General features: G+C 69.0%; 20 protein-coding genes. 10 read left to right on the top strand and 10 right to left on the bottom strand.

The genetic code is table 11. The features are described from left to right. Positions 1 to 180 precede the first annotated feature (180 nt). From AC1DDH_RS19375 to AC1DDH_RS19365, 3 genes are read left to right on the top strand one after another with little or no spacing between them, the layout of a single operon-like run. Entirely contained in the window at positions 181 to 1,203 is a 1,023-nt protein-coding gene (locus AC1DDH_RS19375; RefSeq protein ID WP_476848951.1) for a 3-oxoacyl-ACP synthase III, read from the top strand. Further along, positions 1,197 to 3,896, top strand: coding sequence for an alpha/beta fold hydrolase (locus tag AC1DDH_RS19370; protein ID WP_476956091.1), 2,700 nt, complete (start codon positions 1,197 to 1,199; stop codon positions 3,894 to 3,896). Before AC1DDH_RS19375 ends, AC1DDH_RS19370 begins: the two co-directional genes overlap by 7 nt. Further along, positions 3,893 to 4,930: an NAD-dependent epimerase/dehydratase family protein gene (locus tag AC1DDH_RS19365; RefSeq protein ID WP_476871163.1), complete on the top strand. Its 1,038-nt coding sequence runs from the start codon at positions 3,893 to 3,895 to the stop codon at positions 4,928 to 4,930. The genes AC1DDH_RS19370 and AC1DDH_RS19365 overlap by 4 nt, the downstream gene beginning before the upstream one ends. Here the strand turns inward: AC1DDH_RS19365 and mutM are convergent. The 5 genes from mutM to coaD form a co-directional block, all read right to left on the bottom strand. Beyond that, complete coding sequence (gene mutM, locus AC1DDH_RS19360; protein ID WP_476956090.1) at positions 4,866 to 5,837, bottom strand: bifunctional DNA-formamidopyrimidine glycosylase/DNA-(apurinic or apyrimidinic site) lyase; 972 nt, start codon at positions 5,835 to 5,837, stop codon at positions 4,866 to 4,868. The two genes, AC1DDH_RS19365 and mutM, sit on opposite strands and share 65 nt — an antisense overlap. Before the next feature lie 9 nt (positions 5,838 to 5,846). Beyond that, entirely contained in the window at positions 5,847 to 6,569 is a 723-nt protein-coding gene (gene rnc / locus AC1DDH_RS19355) for a ribonuclease III (protein ID WP_079553422.1), read from the bottom strand. A gap of 21 nt (positions 6,570 to 6,590) precedes the next feature. Further along, positions 6,591 to 6,794 (bottom strand): 50S ribosomal protein L32, encoded by a 204-nt coding sequence (gene rpmF / locus AC1DDH_RS19350; protein ID WP_009356569.1) that lies wholly within the window; start codon positions 6,792 to 6,794, stop codon positions 6,591 to 6,593. Between the two features lie 36 nt (positions 6,795 to 6,830). Then, complete coding sequence (locus AC1DDH_RS19345; protein WP_079553424.1) at positions 6,831 to 7,355, bottom strand: YceD family protein; 525 nt, start codon at positions 7,353 to 7,355, stop codon at positions 6,831 to 6,833. Between the two features lie 174 nt (positions 7,356 to 7,529). Beyond that, a complete protein-coding gene (coaD, locus tag AC1DDH_RS19340) occupies positions 7,530 to 8,030 on the bottom strand; it encodes a pantetheine-phosphate adenylyltransferase (protein ID WP_223916485.1) in 501 nt (166 codons plus the stop codon). A gap of 87 nt (positions 8,031 to 8,117) precedes the next feature. Here coaD and AC1DDH_RS19335 point away from each other — a divergent pair, with 87 nt between their 5' ends. The 3 genes from AC1DDH_RS19335 to AC1DDH_RS19325 are packed head-to-tail and all read left to right on the top strand — an operon-like array spanning position 8,118 to position 10,971. Continuing rightward, entirely contained in the window at positions 8,118 to 8,978 is an 861-nt protein-coding gene (locus AC1DDH_RS19335; RefSeq protein WP_476956089.1) for an SDR family NAD(P)-dependent oxidoreductase, read from the top strand. Beyond that, positions 8,975 to 10,183, top strand: a complete 1,209-nt coding sequence (locus AC1DDH_RS19330) for an aminotransferase class I/II-fold pyridoxal phosphate-dependent enzyme (RefSeq protein WP_476874035.1) — start codon at positions 8,975 to 8,977, stop codon at positions 10,181 to 10,183. Before AC1DDH_RS19335 ends, AC1DDH_RS19330 begins: the two co-directional genes overlap by 4 nt. 2 nt (positions 10,184 to 10,185) lie before the next feature. Continuing rightward, the gene (locus AC1DDH_RS19325; RefSeq protein ID WP_476956088.1) at positions 10,186 to 10,971 is read left to right on the top strand and encodes a spermidine synthase; all 786 of its coding nucleotides are present in this window, start codon (positions 10,186 to 10,188) and stop codon (positions 10,969 to 10,971) included. Here AC1DDH_RS19325 and rsmD read toward each other — a convergent pair. The 5 genes from rsmD to AC1DDH_RS19300 form a co-directional block, all read right to left on the bottom strand. Further along, entirely contained in the window at positions 10,968 to 11,582 is a 615-nt protein-coding gene (rsmD, locus tag AC1DDH_RS19320; RefSeq protein ID WP_476857249.1) for a 16S rRNA (guanine(966)-N(2))-methyltransferase RsmD, read from the bottom strand. The two genes, AC1DDH_RS19325 and rsmD, sit on opposite strands and share 4 nt — an antisense overlap. 39 nt (positions 11,583 to 11,621) lie before the next feature. Next, entirely contained in the window at positions 11,622 to 13,874 is a 2,253-nt protein-coding gene (locus tag AC1DDH_RS19315) for an ATP-dependent DNA helicase RecG (protein WP_476956087.1), read from the bottom strand. Then, positions 13,864 to 14,940 (bottom strand): DAK2 domain-containing protein, encoded by a 1,077-nt coding sequence (locus tag AC1DDH_RS19310; RefSeq protein ID WP_476849017.1) that lies wholly within the window; start codon positions 14,938 to 14,940, stop codon positions 13,864 to 13,866. The genes AC1DDH_RS19315 and AC1DDH_RS19310 overlap by 11 nt, the downstream gene beginning before the upstream one ends. A gap of 22 nt (positions 14,941 to 14,962) precedes the next feature. Next, positions 14,963 to 16,006, bottom strand: coding sequence for a thiamine-phosphate kinase (thiL, locus tag AC1DDH_RS19305; RefSeq protein ID WP_476956109.1), 1,044 nt, complete (start codon positions 16,004 to 16,006; stop codon positions 14,963 to 14,965). Positions 16,007 to 16,171: 165 nt separating this feature from the next. Then, the gene (locus tag AC1DDH_RS19300; protein WP_476956086.1) at positions 16,172 to 19,168 is read right to left on the bottom strand and encodes a hypothetical protein; all 2,997 of its coding nucleotides are present in this window, start codon (positions 19,166 to 19,168) and stop codon (positions 16,172 to 16,174) included. A gap of 210 nt (positions 19,169 to 19,378) precedes the next feature. On the opposite strand from AC1DDH_RS19300, the gene AC1DDH_RS19295 reads away from it, so the two are divergent. The 4 genes from AC1DDH_RS19295 to AC1DDH_RS19280 all read left to right on the top strand — a co-directional run bounded on the left by AC1DDH_RS19295 (position 19,379) and on the right by AC1DDH_RS19280 (position 22,674). Further along, on the top strand, positions 19,379 to 19,954 hold the full coding sequence (locus AC1DDH_RS19295; RefSeq protein WP_476956085.1) for a YdcF family protein: 576 nt from the start codon (positions 19,379 to 19,381) through the stop codon (positions 19,952 to 19,954). A gap of 145 nt (positions 19,955 to 20,099) precedes the next feature. Continuing rightward, entirely contained in the window at positions 20,100 to 20,411 is a 312-nt protein-coding gene (locus AC1DDH_RS19290) for a hypothetical protein (protein ID WP_476956084.1), read from the top strand. A 50-nt stretch (positions 20,412 to 20,461) separates the two neighbouring features. Continuing rightward, positions 20,462 to 21,607 (top strand): non-hydrolyzing UDP-N-acetylglucosamine 2-epimerase, encoded by a 1,146-nt coding sequence (wecB, locus tag AC1DDH_RS19285; protein ID WP_476956108.1) that lies wholly within the window; start codon positions 20,462 to 20,464, stop codon positions 21,605 to 21,607. Between the two features lie 185 nt (positions 21,608 to 21,792). After that, the gene (locus tag AC1DDH_RS19280) at positions 21,793 to 22,674 is read left to right on the top strand and encodes a glycoside hydrolase family protein (RefSeq protein WP_476956083.1); all 882 of its coding nucleotides are present in this window, start codon (positions 21,793 to 21,795) and stop codon (positions 22,672 to 22,674) included. Positions 22,675 to 22,819 lie beyond the last annotated feature (145 nt).

Below are 22,819 nucleotides of genomic sequence, written 5' to 3'. Positions count from 1 at the left end.
GCCCCGGATACTTACAATCTACTGCGCATCTGCGGCCATTCCGCGCAGAACCAGCGCGAAGCCGCCGCAGATGGCTGAGGCCGCATATGCGGGAATTGACCTTCACGGGGCATAGTTAAGCTCTCGGGCTTGTGAGCGGCCACCGCCGGAGCGCAGGACGGACATGAAGAGGGGCTTGAATTGGTAGGCAATGCAACATTCCGGCACAGCAACACCGCTCTACTTTCGGTAAGCAGCGTCGAAGCTCCGACGATCGTCAGTTCCATGGATTTCGACCGCAGGCTGGCTTCGACCCTGCGGCGGCTGAGGGTCCCCCCGAAACTGCTCGAACGGGTCGCGGGCATCACGCACCGGCGCTGGTGGGCCCCCGGGACATCGTTCGACGACGCCGCCATCGAGGCGGGTGCAAAGGCCCTGGCCGAGTCCGGCATCGAAGCGTCCGAGATTGGCCTGCTGATCAACACCTCCGTGACGCGGCGCAACCTCGAACCGTCCGTCGCGGTGAAGATCCACCACGGACTGCGCCTGCCGTCGTCGGCCATGAACTTTGATCTGGCCAACGCCTGCCTTGGATTCGTCAACGGCATGACCCTGGCGGCCAACATGATCGACTCCGGCCAGATCAAGTACGCGATGATCGTCAACGGTGAAGACGCCCAGCCAACGCAGGAGGCCACCCTGGCCCGGCTGCAGCGGCCCGAGACGACCCGCGAGGACTTCAACCGCGAGTTCGCCACACTGACGCTCGGCTCCGGAGCCGCTGCGGCCGTCCTGGGCCCGGCGGACGAGCACCCCGGGGCGCACCGGGTCCTCGGCGGCGTGATGCGTGCCGGAACCGAGCACCATGAACTGTGCGTGGGCAGCATTGACGGCATGGCCACCGACACCAAAGGCCTGCTCGACGGCGGCCTGCAGCTCGTGGTCGATGCCTGGCACGAGGCCCAGCCGGAGTGGGACTGGGCCTCGATGGACCGGTACGTCACGCACCAGGTGAGCAATGCCTATACCCAGGCCATCATCAACGCCATTGACCTGGACCCGGACAAGGTGCCGATCACGTTCCCGCATTGGGGCAATGTGGGCCCGGCCTCGCTCCCCATGACCCTCGCGGCCGAAGCGCAGACTCTCGCCGCCGGGGACCGCGTGCTGTGCATGGGCGTCGGTTCCGGCTTGAACACCGCCATGGTGGAAATCGTTTGGTAGCCGCCGACTGGCCCGGCGTCGACCCCGAATGGTCGCGCGAGATCGATGTGGCGTCCACCTCCGCCGCGGATGAGCCCGGCACCGTGCGCCGCTGGCACCTGCTGGACAACGGTGCCCAGCTCGCGCGCCGCGGCCTGACTCCTGCCGGCACCCTGCTGTGCGTGCACGGCAACCCGACGTGGTCCTACCTGTGGCGGACCCTGCTGGCCGCCGGATCCGACCCCGCACATCCGTGGCGCGTGGTGGCCGTGGACCAGCTGGACATGGGCTTCTCCGAGCGCACCGGCACGTTCCGGCGCCTGGAGGACCGGATCAACGACCTGGGCGACCTCACCGCGGCGCTCGGCCTGGACGGGCCGGTCGTCACCGTCGGCCACGACTGGGGCGGCGTGATCAGCCTGGGCTGGGCCGTGGCCCATCCGCAGCAGCTCGCCGGCGTGGTGCTGACCAACACGGCCGTGCACCAGCCCTCCGGCGCCCGCATCCCGCCTGCGCTGCGGCTTGCCTTGCACCCTGCCGTGCACCGCTGGGGAACGACGGGGACGGACAGCTTCCTGCGCGTGACGCATGCCCTGGCCCGCCCGCCGCTCACCGCGGATGTCCGTGGCGCCTTCATGGCCCCCTACCGCGGCGCCGGCCGACGCGCCGGCGTGGGGAACTTTGTCGCGGACATTCCCGCCGACGCGTCCCATCCCAGCTTCCCCACGCTCAGCCGCGTCGCGGAAGGGGTGCGCGGGCTGGGGGTTCCGGCCCTGATGCTCTGGGGCCCGCGCGATCCGATCTTTTCCGACCGGTACCTCAAGGACCTCATCGGCCGGCTGCCGGACGCGAAAGTTCACCGCTTCGAGGGTGCCGGCCACCTGGTCGCGGAAGACCGGGACATCGCCGCGCCCGTCTTCGAGTGGCTGGCGGAGTGCGGGCCGGACAGCGGGCCGGCCGACGGCCCGGCCGACGACTCGATGCTGGAATTCGGGGCCGGGCCCCTGGAGCCCGGCGCCGGGGTCCCGCCCCTTTGGGCGCCCCTCGCCGAGCTGGCGGCGGGACCGGCGGCCGGGGATACCGCCGTCGCGGAAATGGCCACGGACGGCAGCGTCGCCCGTTCGCTCAGCTGGCAGGAGCTCGAACAGAACATCGCCGCCCTCGCGGCGGGCCTGCAGGACGCCGGTGTAGGGAACGGCACCCGGGTGAGCCTGATGGTTCCCCCGGGCGTGGACCTGACCGTGGTCCTCTACGCCTGCCTGCGGCTCGGCGCGGTGGTCATCGTGGCCGACGCCGGCCTGGGCACCCGCGGCCTGAGCCGTGCGGTGAAGGGCGCCACCCCGGACTTCCTCATCGGAATCGACAAGGCCCTGGCGGCCGCCTCGGTACTTGGCTGGCCGGGGCGGCGCATCAGTGTGCGGGACCTGCCGGCCCGCCGCCGCCGGCTCCTCGCCGTCGAGACCTCCCTCGCTGCCCTTGCCCGCCGCGGAGCCGGCCTCAGCCCCGGACTGCCCCGCCCGGGCACGGCCCCGGTTCCGGACCCGGGCGCCCCCGCCGCGGTGCTGTTCACCTCCGGTTCCACCGGGCCCGCCAAGGGCGTGGTCTACACGCACCGGCGGCTGGCGGCGATGCGCGATGCCGTGGCCGCGACGCTGGGGATCCGCCCGGGCGCACGCCTGGTGGCGGGCTTCGCGCCGTTCGCCCTGCTGGGACCGGCGCTCGGAGCCGTTTCGGTGACGCCCGCCATGGACGTCACCGCCCCCCGCACCTTGACGGCCAGCGCGCTGGCGCACGCCGCAGCAGCCATCGACGCCACGGTGGTCTTCGCCTCGCCCGCGGCGCTGCGCAACGTCCTGGCCACCCGGGCCGGCCTGAGCCGGGCCGGACACGAGGCGCTGGGGCGCGTGGAGCTGCTGCTCTCCGCCGGCGCGCCGGTCCCTGAAGCCCTCCTCGCAGAGGTGCAGCGGCTGCTGCCGCGCGCCTCGCTGCACACCCCGTACGGGATGACCGAGGCGCTGCCCGTCACGGACATCAGCCTCGAACAGATCCGTGCCGCCGCGGCCGACGCCGCCGCCGGAACCATGGCAGGCGCCGGCAACGGCGTGTGCGTGGGCCGGCCGGTGCAGGGCGCCCGCGTGGCCATCATCCCGCTGGCCGCGGACGGCACCGCACCCGGGAACGAGCCCGTCAGGGAGGCCGGAGTGAGCGGGGAGATCCTCGTCAGCGCCCCGCACGTGAAAGAAGCCTACGACCGGCTCTGGCTGACCCAGCGCGAGAGCGTCCGCACGGCCGGATGGCACCGCACCGGCGACGTGGGGCACCTCGACGCCGCCGGCCGGCTCTGGGTGGAAGGACGCCTCGTGCACGTCGTGACGGCCCCGGGCGCCGTGGTGACGCCGGTGGGCGCCGAGCAGGCCATCGAACGCCTGGACGACGTCGGGATGGCAGCCGTCGTCGGGGTCGGTCCGTCCGGGACCCAGGCTGTCGTCGCCGTCGTCGAAACAGTTCCGCCGGTCCGCCGGGCCGGTCCCGCCGCGCCGCAGCTGGCGGGCCGCGTACGGGACGCCGCCCGCGCGGCAGGGGTCAGTGTCTCCGCCGTGCTCGCTGTCCCCTGCCAGCCGACCGACATCCGCCACAACGCCAAGATCGACCGGAGCCGCGTGGCCCGGTGGGCTTCGGCGGTGCTGGCCGGCGGCCGTCCGGGCACGCCATGAGGGTCCTCGTCACCGGCGCGAGCGGGCTGCTCGGGCGGGAGGTGGCACGTCTGATGGTGCGGCAGGGCCATGCCGTCAGCACGTTCCAGCGCCGCCCCTCCGGGGTCGACGGCGTAACGGACCTCCAAGGGTCCGTTGCGGACGAGGCCGCCGTGCGCCGCGCCGTCTCCGGCGCCGAGGGCGTCATCCACCTGGCCGCGAAGGTGTCCTTCACGGGCCGTGCCGCGGAGTTCGACGAGGTCAATGTCGAAGGCACGCGCCGCCTGCTCCGGGCCGCCCGCGAGGCCGGTGTGCGGGAGCTGGTGTTTGTTTCCTCCCCGTCCGTGGCCAATTCCGGGGCCGCCATCGCCGGGCTGGGCGCCGAGGCGGCGGACCCGGCCCGCGCGCACGGTGACTACTCCCGCACGAAGGCCGAGGCCGAACTGCTGGCGCTGGCCGCGGACTCGCCGGGTTTCCGGGTCACGGCGGTGCGCCCGCACATCGTCTGGGGCCCGGGTGACACCCAGCTGGTGGAACGGGTGCTGGAACGTGCCAGCCGCGGCCGCCTGCCGCTGCTCGACGCCGGTGCGGCCCTGATCGACACGACCTACGTGGACAACGCCGCTTCGGCCATCGTCGCCGCGCTTGACCGGATGGAGCACATCCACGGCCGGGCGCTCGTGGTCAGCAACGGCGAACCCCGCCCGGTTGGTGAGCTGCTGGCGGGCATTTGCGCCGCGGGCGGCGTCCCTGCGCCGTCGTGGACGGTGCCGGGCAGTCTCGCGCGGGCTGCGGGATCGGTGGTGGAGAAGGTGTGGTCCCGGTCCGGCCGGGCCGGGGAGCCGCCGATGACCAGATTCCTCGCTGAGCAGCTCTCCACGGCCCACTGGTTCGACCAACGCGAGACCCGTGAACTCCTCAACTGGGCCCCCGCCGTTTCGCTTGACGAGGGCCTGGCGAGGCTGGCCGGGCACTACGCCCGGACGCCCCCTACCAGCGCCCGTTCCGCGGCCGGGGCTGGCAGACGGGGCAGGTGTACGAGGACCGGTTCATGAACTGTTCCCGCAGGAGCCGGCTGACCCGGCCGGCGGCGGCGCAGCGCTTGCACTCGAGCCCCTCCCGGCCGTAGGCGTTCAGGGAACGGTCGAAGTACCCGGAGGCTCCGTTGAGGTTGACGTAGAGCGAATCGAAGCTCGTGCCGCCGGCGGCCAGGGCATCCGTCATGACCGCACGGGCGGCGTCGAGGACCCGCAGCGCATCGGGTCGGCGCAGGGTGTCGGTGGGCCGGGCGTAGTGCAGCCGCGCCGTCCAGAGGGCCTCGTCCGCGTAGATGTTGCCGATCCCCGAGACCAGGCCCTGGTCCAGCAGCGCCCGCTTGAGCCCGGTTTTGCGGGCCCGCAGGCGCCGGTAGAAGGTCTCGAAGGAGAACCAGGGATCCAGCGGGTCGTGGGCAATGTGCGCGGCTTCCTCGGCGATGAGCGGCAGCGGCGTTTCGGCGAGGCCGCCGGGGCCGCCGTCGTCGGTGGGGATCAGCGTGGTCAGGAACAGGCCGCCGAAGATGCGCTGGTCCACGAACCGGAGCTGTTCGGGCATGCCGTCGGCTGGGCTGAGCCGCAGCCTGACCTTCAGGTGTTTTTCGTCCGGAACGCCGGGGTCCTGCATAAGCAGCTGGCCGGACATGCCCAGATGGGCCATGAGCGCGACGGCGGGGGCCGGTTCGCCGGCCGGGGCACCGTTTCCGGGCGGGGCGGGCGTGTCCGCCAGTGGCATCCACAGGAATTTGCCGCGGCGGACCACGTCCAGGACCCGCGCGCCTTCAAGGTTGCCGGCAAAGTCGTCCGGTCCCAGGGCGTGCCGGCGCAGGGAGCGCGGGTCCAGCACCTCGACGGAGGTGATGGTCCGGCCGCGCACCCAGCTCACCAGGCCGCGCCGGACCACCTCGACCTCGGGCAGTTCAGGCAATGCCGCTGCCTAGCTGCCGGTCTGGGACTGCAGTTGCTGCGGATCCGGCGCGGACGGGGCGGTCAGCCGGCGCCAGGCGTCGGCGGCGGCTTCCTGTTCGGCCTCTTTCTTGGAGTTGCCGGTGCCGGTGCCGTAGTCCGTGCCGCCGATCCGCAGCACGGCCTCGAACGTCCGGGCGTGGTCCGGCCCGGAGCCGTCGACCGCGTAGTTGATGGTCCCAAGCTGCCGGCTGGCGGCGAGCTCCTGGATGGAAGTCTTCCAGTCGGTGCCCGCGCCGAGGGCGGCGGCGTCCTTCAACAGCGGGCCGACCAGCCGCATGACCAGCTGCCGGGCAGTCTCGATGTCGTTGGAGAGGTAGGTGGCGCCGATCAGCGCCTCCATGGTGTCCGCCAGGATGGACGCCTTGTTCTTGCCTTCGGTGAGCTTTTCGCCCTGTCCAAGGTAGATGTACTCCCCCAGCCCGATGCTGCGGCCGATGCCGGCCAGCGCCCGGGTGCTGACGACGGCGGAGCGGCGCTTGGCCAGGTCGCCTTCGGGCAGCGTGGGGTTGTCACGGTACAGCGCGTCCGTCACGGAGAACCCCAGGATGGAGTCGCCCAGGAACTCGAGCCGTTCGTTGGTGGGGATGCCGCCGTTTTCGTAGGCGTAGGAACGGTGTGTGAGCGCAAGACGAAGCGTCCCGGCGTCAATAGTGACACCGAGACGCTTCAGAAGCTCTTCAGTTGAAGACATCTTTTTCAGCCTGTTGGCGGATTAGACGTCTGCGACCTTGCGGCCCTTGTACTCAAGGAACAGCGCAGTGCCAGCCGAGTCGGTAACGACCTTTGCCTGGTGCGGCAGGCTGTACGTGACCTGGCCGTTCTCGACAGTCTTCACCAGGTGGGGGGCAGTTGCCTTCCACTGGGAGCGGCGGGCGCGGGTATTCGAGCGAGACATTTTCCGCTTCGGGACAGCCACGGCTAACTCATTTCTCTCTAGAAAAACACTTACAAATCAGTTTTGCCGGTCAGGCTTAGCCAAGTCAGCCAGGGCGGCCCAGCGAGGATCTACGACCTCGTGGTGATGCCCCGGCTCGTCTTCCAGGCGCACTCCACATTCGGAGCAAAGGCCCTGGCAGTCTTCCCGGCACACCGGCTGGAACGGCAGTATGGTGACAACTGCGTCCCGCAACACCGGCTCAAGATCGATCAGATCGTGCTCGACTCGACGTTGCTCTTCTTCGTCTTCTTCGTCGGAGAACACAGCATCCTCGTAGAAGAAAAGTTCTTGCACATCAACCTCTTGGTCATACGCAAGGGGATCCAGGCATCGGCCGCATTCGCCAGTAACTTCAACGTGCGCGGTTCCTGATACCAGAATTCCTTCGTGTACGGCCTCAAGCCGCAGGTCCAGCTCGACATCCGAGCCTTCCTGCACGCCAATGAGCGCCACGCCAAGATCACTTGGCGCGGGTACATGTTCCGTCAGCGTCCGCATGCTTCCCGGACTGCGTCCGAGGTCCTTGACGTCGAACGCCAAGGGCGAACTAGCATCTCGTTTAATGAGAACTCCTGTTGAACATATGACCGACGTACTATCTTAGCCTGAACTTCCGGACGGACTCAAACCGGGGGCACGCCGGCGGTTCACACCACAAGCGGCCTCGGATTCGGGCCTCGCAACCGGCAGCAGGCCGCCGAGTACCGGTCAAGCTTACACTTTGCGCGCGCGGTTCGGGACCGGCTCGCCCGGGGCCAGCCGTTTCAGCACGGAACGGGGAACAAAGTCCGAGACGTCCCCGCCGAGGGCGAAGACCTCTTTGATGAGGGTGGAGGACAGGTGCAGGTAGTGGCTTTCCGCCGGCAGGAACACCGTCTCGACACCGGTCAGCTGCCGGTTCATCGTGGCCATCGGCAGCTCGTAGTCGAAGTCCGAGGACGAACGCAGGCCCTTGACGATCGCCGATACACCGCGCTGCCGGCAGTACTCGGCCAGGAGACCCTCCCCCACGGGTTCAACCACAATCCCGCGCAAGGACGCGAACGTTTCCCTGGCCATGTCGATCCGCTCCTCCAGGCTGAAGCGGTACTTCTTGGAATAGTTCGTGGACACGGCCACGATCACCTCGTCGAAGAGGCCCGCGGCACGCGCAATGACTTCCAGGTGTCCATTGTGGATGGGGTCAAAAGAGCCAGGGCAAACAGCGCGTCTCATGCTCCGAACCTACCGTATCCGCGCCGCAGCCCGGGATAACATGGCTGAATGTCAGCATCGAACAATCGCGCGACTTCTCCTTTCACTGTGCGGCCTGTCACTGCGCCGCCTTTCACCGTGGACGGCGGCGTGGTCCTGGTCACCGGTGCCGCCAGCGGCATGGGCCGGCTCTACGCCCTCCGCGCCGCCCGGGAAGGCGCCGGGGTGGTGATCCTCTGGGACGTCGACGCCGATGCCCTGGCCGGCACCGCCGCTGAAGTTGCCGCCCTGGGCGCCCGCGCCGTCCCCCGCACGGTGGACCTGGCGGATCGCGCCGCGATTGCCGGCGCCGCCCGGGAGGCCCGGGCCGAGGGGCCGCTGGCGCTGCTGGTGAACAACGCCGGGATTGTCCGCGGCGCGTACTTCTGGGACCACGCCCCGGACCGTGACATCGCCCTGACCATGGACATCAACGCCCTCGCCCCCATGTACGTCACCCTTGAGTTCCTGCCGGACATGATGGCCGCCGCCGGCCGCCCGCGCCGGATCCTCAACGTTGCCTCCGCCGCCGGCACGGTCTCGAATCCGCGGATGAGCGTGTACGCGGCCTCGAAATGGGCCGTCATCGGCTGGAGCGACTCGCTCCGGCTCGAGCTTGAGCAGCAGGGCTACGGCCACCTGAAAGTCACCACTTTCTGCCCCAGCTACATTTCCACCGGCATGTTCGAGGGAGCCCGCGGTCCCCTGCTGACCCCGCTCATGACGCCCGAGGACGCCGTGGACAGGGCATGGCGCGCTACGGCCGCCGGGCGGCCGCTGCTGATCGCCCCCGCCATGGCCACGCTGGGGAAAGTACTCAAGGGCTTACTGCCGGTGCGGGCGTGGGACTTCGTGGGCGGAAAGGTCTTTGGGATCTACACCACCATGGACAGCTTCACCGGCCGGGACGAGAAGGCGGGCACCCGATGAGCCCCCTCATGCCGTTGCCGTGGCAGCGCGCCGCAACCGGCGCCAACCTGCTCTCCCCCGATGGCTCGCTGGGCGTGACGATCTTCGAGGAGATGACCACCCTGGCCCTGAGCACGGGCGCCATCAACCTTGGCCAGGGCTTCCCGGACGAGGACGGCCCCGTGGAGATCAAGGAGGCCGCCCAGGCCGCGATCGCCGCCGGAGCCAACCAGTACGCGCCCGGCAAGGGCATCCTGCCGCTGCGGGAGGCGATCTCGGTGCACCAGCAGCGGTTCTACGGGCTGGACCCGGATCCGCAGACCGAAATCATCGTCACGACCGGCGCCACGGAGGCCATCGCCGCCGCCCTGCTCGCGCTGGTAGGTCCGGGAGATGAAGTGCTCACCTTCGAGCCGTTCTACGACTCCTACGGCGCCATCATCGGGCTCTCCGGCGCCACGCACGTCACCGCCCCGCTCCTGGCCCCGGATTTCATGCCGGACCTGGTCGCACTCGAGGCCGCATTCAGCAACCGCACCAAGGTGGTGCTGATCAACAATCCGCACAACCCGACCGGGGCGGTGTTCCCCCGCGAGGTGCTCGAGCGCGTCGTCGAACTGGCCGCGAAATACGACGCCGTCATCGTCACCGACGAAGTGTACGAGCACCTGACGTTCGGTGTGCGGCACATCCCGGTCGCGACGCTGCCCGGGGCGGCGGAGCGCACGCTGACCATTTCCTCGGCCGGCAAGACGTTCTCCTTCACCGGCTGGAAGATCGGCTGGCTCTCCGGGCCGGAGGAGCTCGTGGCCGCCGCCCGGACGGTCAAGCAGTTCCTGAGCTACAGTTCCGGCACGCCCTTCCAGGCCGCGATCGCGGTGGGCCTGGGGCTTCCGGACGAGTTTTACGCCGGCATCGCCGACACCCTCCGGTACAAGCGCGACATCCTCAGCGAGGGACTGCGCGCGGCCGGCCTCGACGTGCTGACCCCGCAGGGGACCTACTTCGTCAACGTGGACACCTCACCGCTGGGGATCACCGATTCCGTGGAGCTGGCCCGCAGGCTGCCGGCCCTCGTGGGCGTCGCCGCGATCCCGGTGCCCGTCTTCTGCCACGCCGACGGCGCCGAACGCACCCGCAGCCTGCTCCGCTTCGCGTTCTGCAAGCAGCTGCACGTTCTGGAGGAGGCCGCCGAGCGGCTGGCGACCTTGCGCGACAGGCTGTGAACATGGCCGGGCAGCAACCCGGGGCCTCGCGGTTCCTGCGGACCACCGGGCAGCACGCCGTAATCGAACCGGATCCCTTTACCGACGGCGGCTTCGTGCTGAGCATCGGCGGCGCCGAGCAGTCCCACGTCAACCTGGCCGACCCCGCGGACATCTTCTACGAATACCTGCGCAGGATCGGGCACGTGGTGGACCTCGCCGCCCCGTGGGGCGAGCCGATCACGGCGCTGCACCTGGGCGCCGGGGCCCTGACGCTGGCCCGCTACATCCAGGCCACCCGGCCCGGCTCGGTTCAGTACGCCGTGGAGCTGGAGCGGGAACTGCTGGACTTCGTGCTCGCGCAGCTGCCCCTGCCGGAGGGAACCGAGCTGCACACGGTGATCGGCGATGCCCGCGACGCCCTCGCCGGGCTTCCGGCGGACCTGCGCTTCGACGTCGTGATCCTGGACATCTTCTCCGGGCCGGAGGCGCCGGAACACATCGCGTGTACCGGGTTCTACCAGGAGGCGGCGGCCCGGCTGACGCCGCGCGGCGTGTTGATCGTCAACGTGGGCGACGAACCCGGACTGACCCTGGTCCGGAGCCAGATCGCGGCCATGCGCCGGGCCATGGCCGACGTCTCGGCCTTCGCGGAGGCCGGAATGTTCACTGGCCGGTACCCCGGGAACATCATCCTGACCGGGACGCAGGGGCCGTGGCCGGAGATCTGGACGGCGGCGCTCACGGCGCGCGGTCCGCATCCGGCCCGGCTGCTCGCCGGCGTCGATTTGGACGCGCTGGCCGGCTAGTCCCCGGCTTCCAGGTCCACGGCTTCCACGGCGTCCGCGGCTTCCACGCCGGGCTCGGTGAACCACAGCCGGGTTTCGCCGTACTTCTTCTCGGCAAACCGTTCCATGCCCTGGGGCCATGCCGGTTCGGGGCTCCGGGACGACCGTTCCACCACCACGACCGCTCCCTCGCCCAGGTGCGGCACCAGCTTGGCCAGCACGGCAGCGAGGGCCGGCTCGTCCAGGGGGTAGGGCGGGTCCAGGAACACCAGGTCCCAGATCGCGGAGCCGGCGGCCCGGTCGAGGAACGATTCGACCTTGGAACGGTGCACGGAGACCACCTTGCGGCCCGTGACGGTGTTGACAAGATCGGCGTTCCGCTGGCAGACGGCGCTTGCCTTGGCGTCGAATTCGACCAGGTCCACGGAGTCCGCGCCGCGGCTGCCGCTCTCCACCCCCAGCGAGCCGGATCCCGCGTACAGATCGAGCACGCGGGCGCCGGCGATGACGTTGAAGGCGTCCAGCCTGGAGAACAGGGCCTCCTTGACACGGTCGGTGGTGGGCCGTGTCAGGTTCCCGGGCACGCTGTTCAGCGTGCTGCCGCCGGCCGCCCCGGCAATGATCCGGCTCATGCGCGGACCCCCGCGGACGTGTTTGCCTGGCTTGTGGTCCTAGCCGCGTTCAAGGAACGCCTCCTTCTCGGGGTTCAGGTATTCATCGATCGCGGCCGCAAGCCGGGGCTGGCCCGCCAGCGCGGGATCGGCGGCCACGATCCGCTGGGCGTCCTGCCGGGCCCGGGCGATCACGTCCTCGTGTTCGAGGACGCGCAGCAGCTTCAGCGTGGAGCGCCCGCCGGACTGCGAGGCGCCCAGGATGTCGCCTTCCCTGCGGAGCTTGAGGTCTTCCTGGGACAGTTCGAAGCCGTCGGTGGTGGCGGCTACGGCATCCAGGCGGCGCCGGCTCGGATGGCCCGGCTCCAGGGTGGTGACCAGCAGGCAGGTTCCGGGCAGCCCGCCGCGGCCCACCCTGCCGCGCAGCTGGTGGAGCTGGGAGATGCCAAAACGGTCAGCGTCCAGGATCACCATGAGCGTGGCGTTGTGGACGTCCACGCCGACTTCGATCACGGTGGTGGAGACCAGCAGTTTGGTCTGGTTGGCCGTGAAGGAGGCCATGGTTTCGGACTTCAGGACGGGGTCCTGCCGGCCGTGCAGGGGCGCCACAGCCACCCCGGCGAGTGCCGGTTCGTCCTGGAGATGTTCCACGACGCCGGTGACCGAGGCGAGTTCCCGCGCGCCGTTGTCGCCTTCGAGGTCCGCGGCGGTCGGTTCGGCCTCGCCCGGGGTGAAGTCGCCGTCGTCGTCCGTGCCGATCTTGGGGCAAACGACGTAGACCTGGTGGCCGGCGTCGATCTCCTCCCGCGAACGGGACCAGATCCGGGTGGCCCACCCCGGGTGTTCCGCGAGCCCCACCACGTGGGTGGAGATCGGGGCGCGGCCGGCGGGGAGCTCATCGAGCACGGAGGTTTCGAGGTCGCCGAACACGGTCATGGCCACGGTCCGGGGAATCGGGGTGGCGGTCATGACCAGCAGGTGCGGCGGTTTGCTGGCCTTGGCCCGGAGGGCGTCGCGCTGCTCCACGCCGAAGCGGTGCTGTTCGTCCACCACGATCAGGCCAAGGTCGTAGAAGGAGACGTTGTCGCTGAGCAGGGCGTGGGTGCCGATCACGATTCCGGCCGTTCCGGAGGCGGCGTCGAGCATGGCCTGCTTCCGCGCCGGGGTGGGCATGGAGCCGGTGAGCAGGGTGACCTGGACGGCGTCCGGGCCGAACCCGCCGAGCATCCCGTCCCGGGAGAGCGGTCCGAGCGTGCGCCGGATGGATTCATAGTGCTGGGCGGCGAGGACTTCGGTGGGCGCCAGCAGGGCAGCCTGTCCCCCGGCGTCCACCACCTGCAGCATGGCGCGCAGTGCCACGATCGTCTTACCGGAGCCCACCTCGCCCTGCAGCAGCCGGTTCATGGGCGAGTCCTGGGCGAGCTCATCGGAGAGCGTCTTGCCGACGGCGGTCTGGCCGGCGGTCAGCGTAAACGGGAGCTGGCGGTCGAAGGCGGGCAGCAGCCCGTCCGGTGCCGGGCGGCGGGCCGTCGCTTCTTCGGCGGCGAGTTGGGCGCGGCGGCGGGCCAGGGCCGACTGGAGCACCAGGGCTTCCTGGTAGCGGAACCGGTCGCGGGCGCGCTGGTAGTCCGCCGGTGTTTGCGGGGCGTGGATCAGCCGGTAGGCGTCCGCGACCGGCAGGAACTTCTCCCGCGCCGCGATCTCGGCGGGCAGCGGGTCGCCGAGGGTTTCCAGTTCCACGGTGTCCAGCAGCGTCGAGATGACCTTCTGGATGGACCAGCTGGTCAGTTTCGCCGTGGCCGGGTACACCGGGATCGGCATGGCGGCGAGTTTCTCGGGGTCGATGCCCGGTGTTTCGGGGTCCTCGTCCAGCAGCAGGAAATCCGGGTTGGTCAGGCCGAGGGATCCGGCGTAGCGCGTGACTTTGCCGGAAAACATGGCGCGCCGGCCCGGCTGCAGCTCGGCCTTGGCCCGGAACCCGTTGAAGAAACTGACCTTGAGTGTGCCCGGCAGTGCGCCGGCGGCCCGCGTGGAAGCGGCACCGCCGGCGTCGTCGGAGATCACGACGTCGGTGAGGGAACCGCGCCGGGCGCGCATGGGCCGGGTGCTGTTGGAGACCACCCGGGCGATCAGGGTCACTTCCTCGTCCAGCGGGACCTCGCTGATGGGTGTGAGCTCGCCGCGGCTGAGGTAGCGGCGGGGAAAATAGTTCAGGAGCCCGCCGACAGTGGTGATGCCAAGGTGTTTTTCGATGACAGCCGCGGAGCGCTTGCCGATGCGGCGCTCCAGGCCCAGTTCAAGTTCAGCGTGCATGTCCGTCGGGGTTTCGGGTTTCGGCGGCACGCGCAGTGGCAACTGTAGGGGCTGCGGTGGCGGCAACGGTGGCGGCCGGTGCCTCCGGGTCGCGCGGGACTGCGAGCTCGCTCACGGAAATGTCCGTGGGCTCGCCCAGGGAACGGATCAGCGCGACGGCGAGGTCCGCATCCAGGACGTGGACGTGGACGCGCCAGCGGTAGAGCCCGGCGGCGTCGGCGCCGCCGCCGACCTGGCTCATGATCACCGAGTCGCCCATTTCGTCGAGCCGTTGGCGCATCATGGCGGCGTCCAGCGGGGACAGGGAAATGGTGCACATGACTTCGACACCTTCGTCGCGCGGCATGCCGACGTGGATATGCGGATCCTGGACGTCGTAGCCGTGCAGTCCGTCCAGCAGTTCGCTCTGGAGCTCCTCGCCCAGCACGGCCGAGCGGAGGCAGTCCAGGATGAGCAGCATGCCCACGCCGCCGGCGTCCACCACGTGGGCGGCCTGCAGGGCAGCGAGCTGCTCCTCCGTGCGGACCACGGCGGCCAGGGCCGCCTCGACGGCGGCGTCCAGGGCCAGGCCCAGGGTCTGGTTGCTGTCATCGCCGTCGTGTGCGGAGTCCACCGCGGCCGCGGCCCGGGCGGCAGCCTCCATGACGGAGAGCATGGTGCCGGGCACGGGATCACTCAGCGCGGACCAGGCCCGGATCTGGGCCCGGTTCAGGGCCGCAGCCAGCAGGGGTGAGCTGATCCGGGTGTGCCCGGCCAGGGGTTCGGCGGCAGCGCAGAGGAAGACGGCGAACAGGGTTCCCGAGTTGCCGCGGGCCTGCTCCATGGCAACCTGGCCGGCCTGCGCCAGGACGGCGCCAACGTCATGCAGGGTCGGGTCCGGCGCCGCGTGCGCCGCCCCGTCCGGGTGTCCCGGCACGGCGGCGTCCGCGGCGTGGGCCGCGGCGCGGACAGTCAGGTAGAGGTTGGTGCCGGTGTCGCCGTCGGCTACCGGAAAGATGTTGATGGCGTTCAGGCGGTCGCTGTGGTTGCCGAGCGTGGTTTCCGCCTTGCCCAACCACCGCTTCATCGCTTGCGCGTTGGCGGCAATCTTAGTCTGCAAAGTGATCCCATCCCACAGCGTCAGCGGGCCTGCCCGCGATCGTTACTCCCATGCTTTCGGTTGGTGCAGGGGCCTCTACCGAGCCTATCGCAGTGAACCCGGGAGGGAGCGGAACCCCTGCCGGGAAAGTGGCGAGCAGCCCGTGGTCTTCACCGCCGCCGAGGACCCAGGCCAGCGGGTCTGCCCCCAACAGCTCCGACGCCGGCAGCAGCGGGGCGGCCAGCTCCTTCAGGGCGGCGGCGTCCAGGTTCAGCACCGCGCGGCTGGCGGCCGCCATGCGGTTTCCGTCCCGGACCAGGCCGTCCGAGATGTCCATCATGGCGGACGCCCCCGCCTCACGGGCCAGCGGTCCGGCGGCGAGCGGCGGCTGCGGCCTGCACTGGGTGTCCAGGAGGGAACGCTGCCCGGCGGTCAGGGCGCCCACTGGGACGTTCGACTCCAGCAGCGCCAGCCCGGCGGCGGCCCGGCCCACTGTTCCTGCCAGGGCCACGGTGTCCCCTGGCCGGGCCCCGGAGCGCAGGACGGGTTCCTTGCCGTCAAGGGTCCCCAGGATCGCCACGCTGACCGCCAGTTCGCGGCCGCGGCCGAGGTCGCCGCCGGCCACCGCGCAGGCCGGAGCCCCCAGGCCCCTGATGCCGGCCACGAGGCCGTCCGCGAAATCCTCCACCCAGGAGACGAGGGTCTCCGGCGGCATGGTCAGGCTGACCACAACGGACGTGGCCCGGGCGCCCATGGCGTTGATGTCGCTGAGGTTTTGCGCCGCGGCTTTCCAGCCGACGTCGTACCCGGTGGTCCGGTAGCCGTTGTTCCATTCGAGCCGGAAATCCTGGTCCGCCACTTGGGTGTCGATGCTCAGCACGGTCCGCCCGTCCGGCGCCGCGACAATCGCGGCGTCGTCCCCCGGCCCCAGCAGCAAGTACGACGCCGCCGCCGGTCCGCCATTGGGCTGCGGGATCGTCAGCCGCGGAAAGATGCGTCCCAGCAGCTGGGACTCCGAGAGGCCGGCAACGGTCAGTGCGGCGTCCGCGGGCATAGCGGTTTCGGGCACAGCGGTTTCGGGCACAGCGGTTTCGGGGACAGCGGTTTCGGGCACAGCGGTTACGGGCACAGGTTCGGGCACAGTTTCAGGCACAGCCCTACGCTACCGCGAGGGACTGACCGTGCCGGGCCGGAGGGTTCGAGGGAACCCTCCGGTCCGTCAGTACGTCAGGGTCTGGCATCCCAGCGCGGAAACCCCGGTCCGAAGGACCTCGGCCCCGGCGCTGGAGACACAGACCGTGTACTTGCCCCGGGCCTTGATGGGGAGCGAGGCCCGGTATCCGTGGTTACCTCTCACGTTCAGCGCCCGGTTCACATCCAGCCGGTAAATGTTGGCCGTGACACCATAGCTTTTGGAGCTCGAGTCCGGAGACTTCACGGTGACGCGGACCGGAACGCTCTGGCTCGTGAAGCCCGGATCCATGGCCCAGCCGGTCGCCACGATCGATTTATTGGTGCTGGTCCCGGACAGGCGGGCGGTGTCGAGGTAGCCCCGCACCGGGGCGGCAGGCTGCGCAACCACATCCCGGCAGCCGAGCAGTGTGTTGCCCGCACTCAGCGGGCTCACGGCAATGCCGTAAGCGCACACGTGGTAGCGGCCGGACAGGGTGATCGGGATGCTGTTCTGGAATCCGTGGCTTCCGGTCAGCGAAAACGCGGCATTGACGTCCGGCCGGGTCCCGTTCGCGGTGAAGGGGTAGCCCTTGGTCTTGCCGTCCGGGCCCGTGACGTAGATATGCACGGCGTTGGAGGCCGCCGGTGTACCGGGTTCGTACGTCCAGCCGGACGCCGTGATAACCGCCGACGGCGTCCTGGTCTGCACCACAATGGAGTCCACGTAGCCGACCGGCCGCGCAGCAGGGGTCGCCGCAGCGTTCACGCAGCCGAGGAAGCCGTTGCCCTTGGTCAGCGTGGCGACCGCGATTCCGGTGGCGCAGACGCGGTACGTACCGGCCTTCGTCACGCTCACGGATGTCTGGTACCCGTGCGAACCGGCGATCCCCATGGCGGCATTGACGTCGCTCCGGGCAGCGTTGGCGGTGGTGGTCACTGACTTGGTGCTGCCGTCGGGCGCCGTGACACTCAGCTGGACGGGGATTGACGCCGACGGTACGCCGGCGTCGAAGGACCAGCCTGCGACGTCCAGCCGCGCCGAGGACCCGGCGTTGATGAACGCCACGGAATCCAGGTATCCGGTGGGCGGGTCACTGACAGCAACCGGGACGTTGCGGCAGCCCAGGGTGGTGTTCCCGGCAGCAAACGGGGCGACGGGGATGGCGTAGGCACAGACCCGATACGTGCCGGTCTCCGTCGCCGGGACGGTGACCGCAAACCCGTGCGTGCCGCTGACCCCCAAAGCCTGGTTGACGTCCGGGCGCTGCAGGTTGGCGGTGATGGCCTGGCCGGTGGTGGCCCCTGCGGGGGTGGTCACGTAGACGTGGACCGGGATGGACGCGCCTGCCTGGCCGCGGTCCACGGCCCAGCCCCGCAGCTTGATGGACGGTTTGCCAGACACCATGGCGGTGGTGACCTCATCGAGGGATCCCTCGGGAGCGGGCGTGCCGGCCAGGGTGAGGGTCCGGCAGCCCAGTGCTGTGTTGTTGAAGATGCCGATTGCATAGGCGCAGGCCTGATACTGTCCGGCCGCTTTGACGGTGATCGACTCCTGGAAGCCGTGGTTTCCGCTGATGCCCAGCGCCGCGTTGACGTCGGCGCGCGGCTTGTCCGCGGTGAAGGCGTGGCCCGTCGTCGTCCCGTCAGGTGCTGTGACGTAAACGTGCGTCTGGGTGGAGGTGGAGGCCGCCGCCGGATCCACCGACCATCCGCGGACGTTGATGGTGGCGCCGGACGAGGTGACCGCGAGGGCTGCGCTGTCGAAGGAGCCCTTCGCGGGCGCACCCGGCGGACGGATCGTCACGGTGGCCGCGGTGTTGCTGACAGCGTCAATGGAGACCCTGGTGCCCGCGTGCGTTGTGAAGGTCTGGCCGGCCTGCCAGGCCTGGGTGTTGCTGTAGTAGCCGTTGAAGGCGGTTGCCCGGGTATTGGGAGGAAGCAGGATCGAGGAGTTGCCGCCGCCCTGCTGGGTGATCTTCACGCCGCGGTTTCCGTCCTGCGCAATGACGGAGTCGTAACCGACCGGGGTGCGGAGTTCCAGGAAGTACACCTCGCCGGATTTCGGGTCCGTGAACTTCGCTGCGCGGTTGGCACCTGCTCCGGCCCAAGGCTTGAGGTTCACCGTGCGGGGGGCGGATACCGTGCCCAGGTTGGCGATCTCGTTGCCGTTGCCGAACCGGCCCATTTCCCAGAAGCTGGCGCTGATTTCCGGCATGAGGTCGAAGTGCGAAATACCCATGAGATCCAGGTTGTCGCCGTAGGTCTTGATGCTGCAGGTGGCATCCGCAAACCCGGCGAACGGACCGGAGGCCACGTCCATGGCGCCGCTGCCGCACAGCAGGCTGTTGGCATGGTCCATGCCGAGGGCGTGCCCGAATTCATGTGCCAGGACCGGAGTGGAAAGCCGGCTGTTCTGCGGCATCAGGATGCGGCCGCCAATGTTGCCGTTGCTGTAGGTCATTCCCGCGGCGCCGTTGGTGAGGTAGGCGCCGGGGATGAACATGACCAGCGCCGTGTAGGAACTCTGCGTCCAGCCCAGCTCCTGGGAGACGATGTCCACGATCTGCGCCGGCGACTGCTTGGAGGTCGCGGCGGACTTGTGCAGCTGGCGCGAGGAGGCCAGCGCAATGTCCACCCGGCCCGCGGTGGCGTAGGCCCAGTAGCGGTTAGCGGCGCTGAGCGAGGCCTTCGCAGCGGCCATGGGGACGGCCGCGTCCGTTTCGGCTGCAGTCTTGTCGGCCAGCTGCACCGTCACCAATGTGGTTTTCAACGTGCCGGCCAGCGGCGCGCTGACGTAGGTGTACTCGGACTTTGCCCTGCCTGCGGGAGGTTCCGGGCGCACAAAGTCATCCACCTGCCCCTGCGGGCTTGGATCCGACACCGCCGGCACGGCAGCCGTCTGCATGGCAGCCGCCGGCGCCAGCGCTCCGGCGGACACCTGTCCGGCGGCCGGCACCTCGACGGCGGCCACGGCGGCCTGCGGCAAGGTTGCTGCCAGCATCACGGCGGCAATCACGGTTGCCGCTATGTTTAGTTTTCGCAAGATTGCTCGCTTAGGGGTGAGACCGCAGGTGGAGACCTGTTGGTGGGAGCGACGTAAGTTGCCTACAGCATAAACGGCATTCCACATCTGTCACCCCAGTAACTTTGATCTCCAAAATCACAACTGCATCACGCATTCTTTTGTGCAAGTTTTGGCGCAGTACCGGCGCACCATTTCGCCACCTGAAAACCGCGTGCCAAACTCTTAGCCGTGATTCCTTCCGTTGCCGCGGTGAATACCGCCACCCGCAGGGTGCTCGCCGTCACCGTCGGAGGTCTCCTGCTGTGGCTGATCATCGCCCTCCAACTGTTCGTCAACGTGGACCCGCTCAGCGTGCACCGGACCGACGCCGTCATCATGCTGGGCGGCGCGGCCTCCGAACGCCTGCCGGTGGCGCGCCAGTTCCAGGCCGATTTCCACGTTCCGGTCCTCGTGATCTCGCACACGGACACGTTCGGCAACCGGGCGGCGGATGAGGCGTGTAATTTAGCCGCCTTCCCCAACGCGGCCGTCATCTGCTTCCGCCCCCCGGACCTGGACACCCGCGGCGAAGCACTGGCAATCGCCAGCCTGGTCCAGGCCAACGGCTGGAAGTCCGTCACCGTAGTGACATCCAGTTATCACCTCACCCGCGCGGGGCGCCTGATTGGCCAGTGCACGACGGCGGACGTACAGATGGTTGCCTCTCATCCGGACCTGGATTTGGGTCAATGGATTCGGCGGTTTGTGATCGAAACCGGAGGACTGATCGACGCTTCCTTGCGGCCGGAATGCGCCAATCAGTGAGCGGAAATGTAACAATTGAACCTCAACCGGCTGAACTGGTTAGCCGGTTCGGGCATCTGACCGAGGCAAGGAGGGCACGCTGGAACACTCTCCTGACCGCCCTCCCCCGTTGGTTGCCGCGCCCCGGCACCTGCGCAGGCGCCGCATGCACGCGGAGATCCCGGACAGCCTCCTGGTGCCCGGCGCGGTGCCGCTTCCGCTCAAGGAACCACTTGCCGAGACTTCGGTCGAGCAGGATGCCCCAATTGTGGATGCCGAAACAGAGGACGCACCGGATCGGGACACTACAGGCCCGGCCGCTGAAGCTGCGGCCCAGGCTGCCGCTATCCGGGAAAAAGAAGCCCAGCAGCTCATCCAGGCCGCATCATATCGGCGCAAACGGCGTGTGGCTTTCTTGGCCATGCTCTTCGTTGTCATCGCGGTGCTGGCGATCGCGCTTGCCCTTTTCTTCGGCTGAACCCGGGCCAAAGACCTTACCAACTACTCGCACACCCTTGGGGAATGACCATGCACAGCATCATGCCGATTTACGGAACCAGGCCGGAAGCCATCAAGATGGCGCCGATCGTCAGCGCGCTGCAGGAGTCCCCGCTCTTCCACTGCATCGTGACGGTCACGGGGCAGCACCGCGAGATGCTGGACCAGGTCAACGAGCTCTTCGGCATTGTTCCGGACCACGACCTCAACATCCTGCAGCAGGGTCAATCCCTCTCAGCCATCCTGACGCGGACCGTTGACGGGCTGGAGAAGCTCTTCGCCAGCACCCGGCCGGACGCCGTCGTCGTCCAGGGTGACACCACCACGTCAACGGCCGCCGCCATCGCGGCGTTCTACCACGGCATCCCGGTAGTTCACGTGGAGGCCGGGCTGCGCAGCGGTGACCTGCTCTCGCCGTTTCCGGAGGAAGCCAACCGCAAGATCACCAGCCAGATCACCCGCCTGCACCTGGCACCCACCTCCACCAGCCGGGAAAACCTGCAGCGGGAAGGCATCAACCCCGAGGACATCGTGGTCACCGGAAACACGGTGATCGATGCCCTCCTCGCCACGGTGGACAAGCAACTCCCCTTCACGGACCCCCGGCTGGAAGCATTGGATGCCAGCGGCCGCCGGATCCTGCTGGTCACCACGCACCGGCGCGAAAATCAGGGCGAATCCATGCGCGGCGTGGGGCGGGCGCTTGCCCGGATCGCCGATGCCGAGCCGGACCTGGTCATCGTGCTGCCCGCCCACAAGAACCCGGTGGTGCGCGAGGCAGTGCTTCCCGCGCTGGAGGGCAAGGCCAACGTCCTGGTGACGGAGCCGCTGGCCTACGGCGAGTTCACCCGGCTGCTGTCCCGGGCGCACATCGTCCTCACCGACTCCGGCGGAGTGCAGGAGGAAGCGCCCAGCCTTGGCAAGCCGGTCCTGGTAATGCGGGACAATACCGAGCGGCCGGAAGCCCTGGAGGCAGGCACCGTCAAGCTGATCGGCACGGACGAGGAGCGGCTTGTTGCCGAGGTGACCCGCCTCCTGCACGATTCCGCGCACTTTGCCGCCATGGCAAACGCCGTGAACCCTTACGGCGACGGCAAGGCCGCCGCCCGGACGGTAGCGGCCATTCAAGAGCTGCTCGGCGTCGGTTACCGGACCGGGGAGTTCACGGGCGCGTAGGCGCCCTGGGCCACCCGGCGGGGCAGCCGCAGGCGCCCACACCGCGGTCAACCGCTGCCCCCATTCGTGAAAGAATGGTGATTCAGCAGGCAAGGATGCGGGTTGCCAGCAAGGCGTTGTACGACGGCGGTTCTGGTTTCCCCGGGTTCGAGACGGACGCGCGACAGCGACGCCAGGGGGTGCAGATGGACCGCAGGACCTTCCTCACACTGCCCCTCGCCGTCGGCGCCGCCGCCCTGGCGGCGTGCACCCCGGATACAACACCTGCGCCCCGGCCGCCGTCGACCTCACCCACGCCGCTACCCCGTCGCCCCATACCCCCGTACGCGAGCAAGGGCCTCGGCATGCCGCGGTTCGGCGGATTCGGTTTCAAGGAGCTGGACTCCCTGAACGTGGACTGGTTTTACGACTGGGGACCGGATTATCCGCCTCTCCGGGCGGCTTCGAGCCAGGCCGCTGAATTTGTGCCAATGGTCTGGGGGCGAGGCTCCTTGGACCGAAAAGCCATTCAGCAGGTGCGGTCGGAAGTGTCCTGGACGGGCACCGACAATCTCCTCGGCTTCAACGAACCCGACCATACCGGTCAAGCGGACATGTCCGTGGATACCGCCATCAGTCTCTGGCCCCAGCTGGAACAGGCGGGCCTCAGGCTGGGGTCGCCGGCCCCGGTACAGGCGCTGGGCGACTGGCTCAAGAAGTTCATGGACCAGGCAGCCAAGAAGGACCTTCGGGTGGATTTTGTCGCAATGCACTGGTACGCGCCGCCGCACTCGGATTCGTTCCTCAACACGGTGCAGAAACTGCATGAACGCTACGGGAAGCCCGTCTGGATCACCGAGTACGCCGTCGCCGACTGGAAGGCCACTGCCAAGTCGCCCAGCCGGTTCACGGAGAAGGAGATCCTGGCGTTCATGAAAGACACCGCCGCCGGACTCCGGAAAATGCCTTACGTGGAGCGTTTCGCCTGGAAAACACGCGCCCACGGCGACCCCATCATGGGAGCCTCCGCCCTGTTCCGGAGCAATGGGTCACTGACCCCCACCGGCGAGCTGTACCGGTCCCTCTAGCTGTACTGCCCAGGGACGTTGGTTCGGTGAATGTGATGACTCGCTGGAGTCGTTGACACAGAGGTGAGGACCTCCGGTTGCACAGTGGAGTTGCTTAGACAACCGCTGCAGCGACCAGGAGGTCCTCAATGTCCCACGCTAATGC

It is taken from the genome of Arthrobacter sp. 10T425 (assembly GCF_056393985.1).
This window is presented reverse-complemented; position numbering and strand designations above follow the sequence as displayed.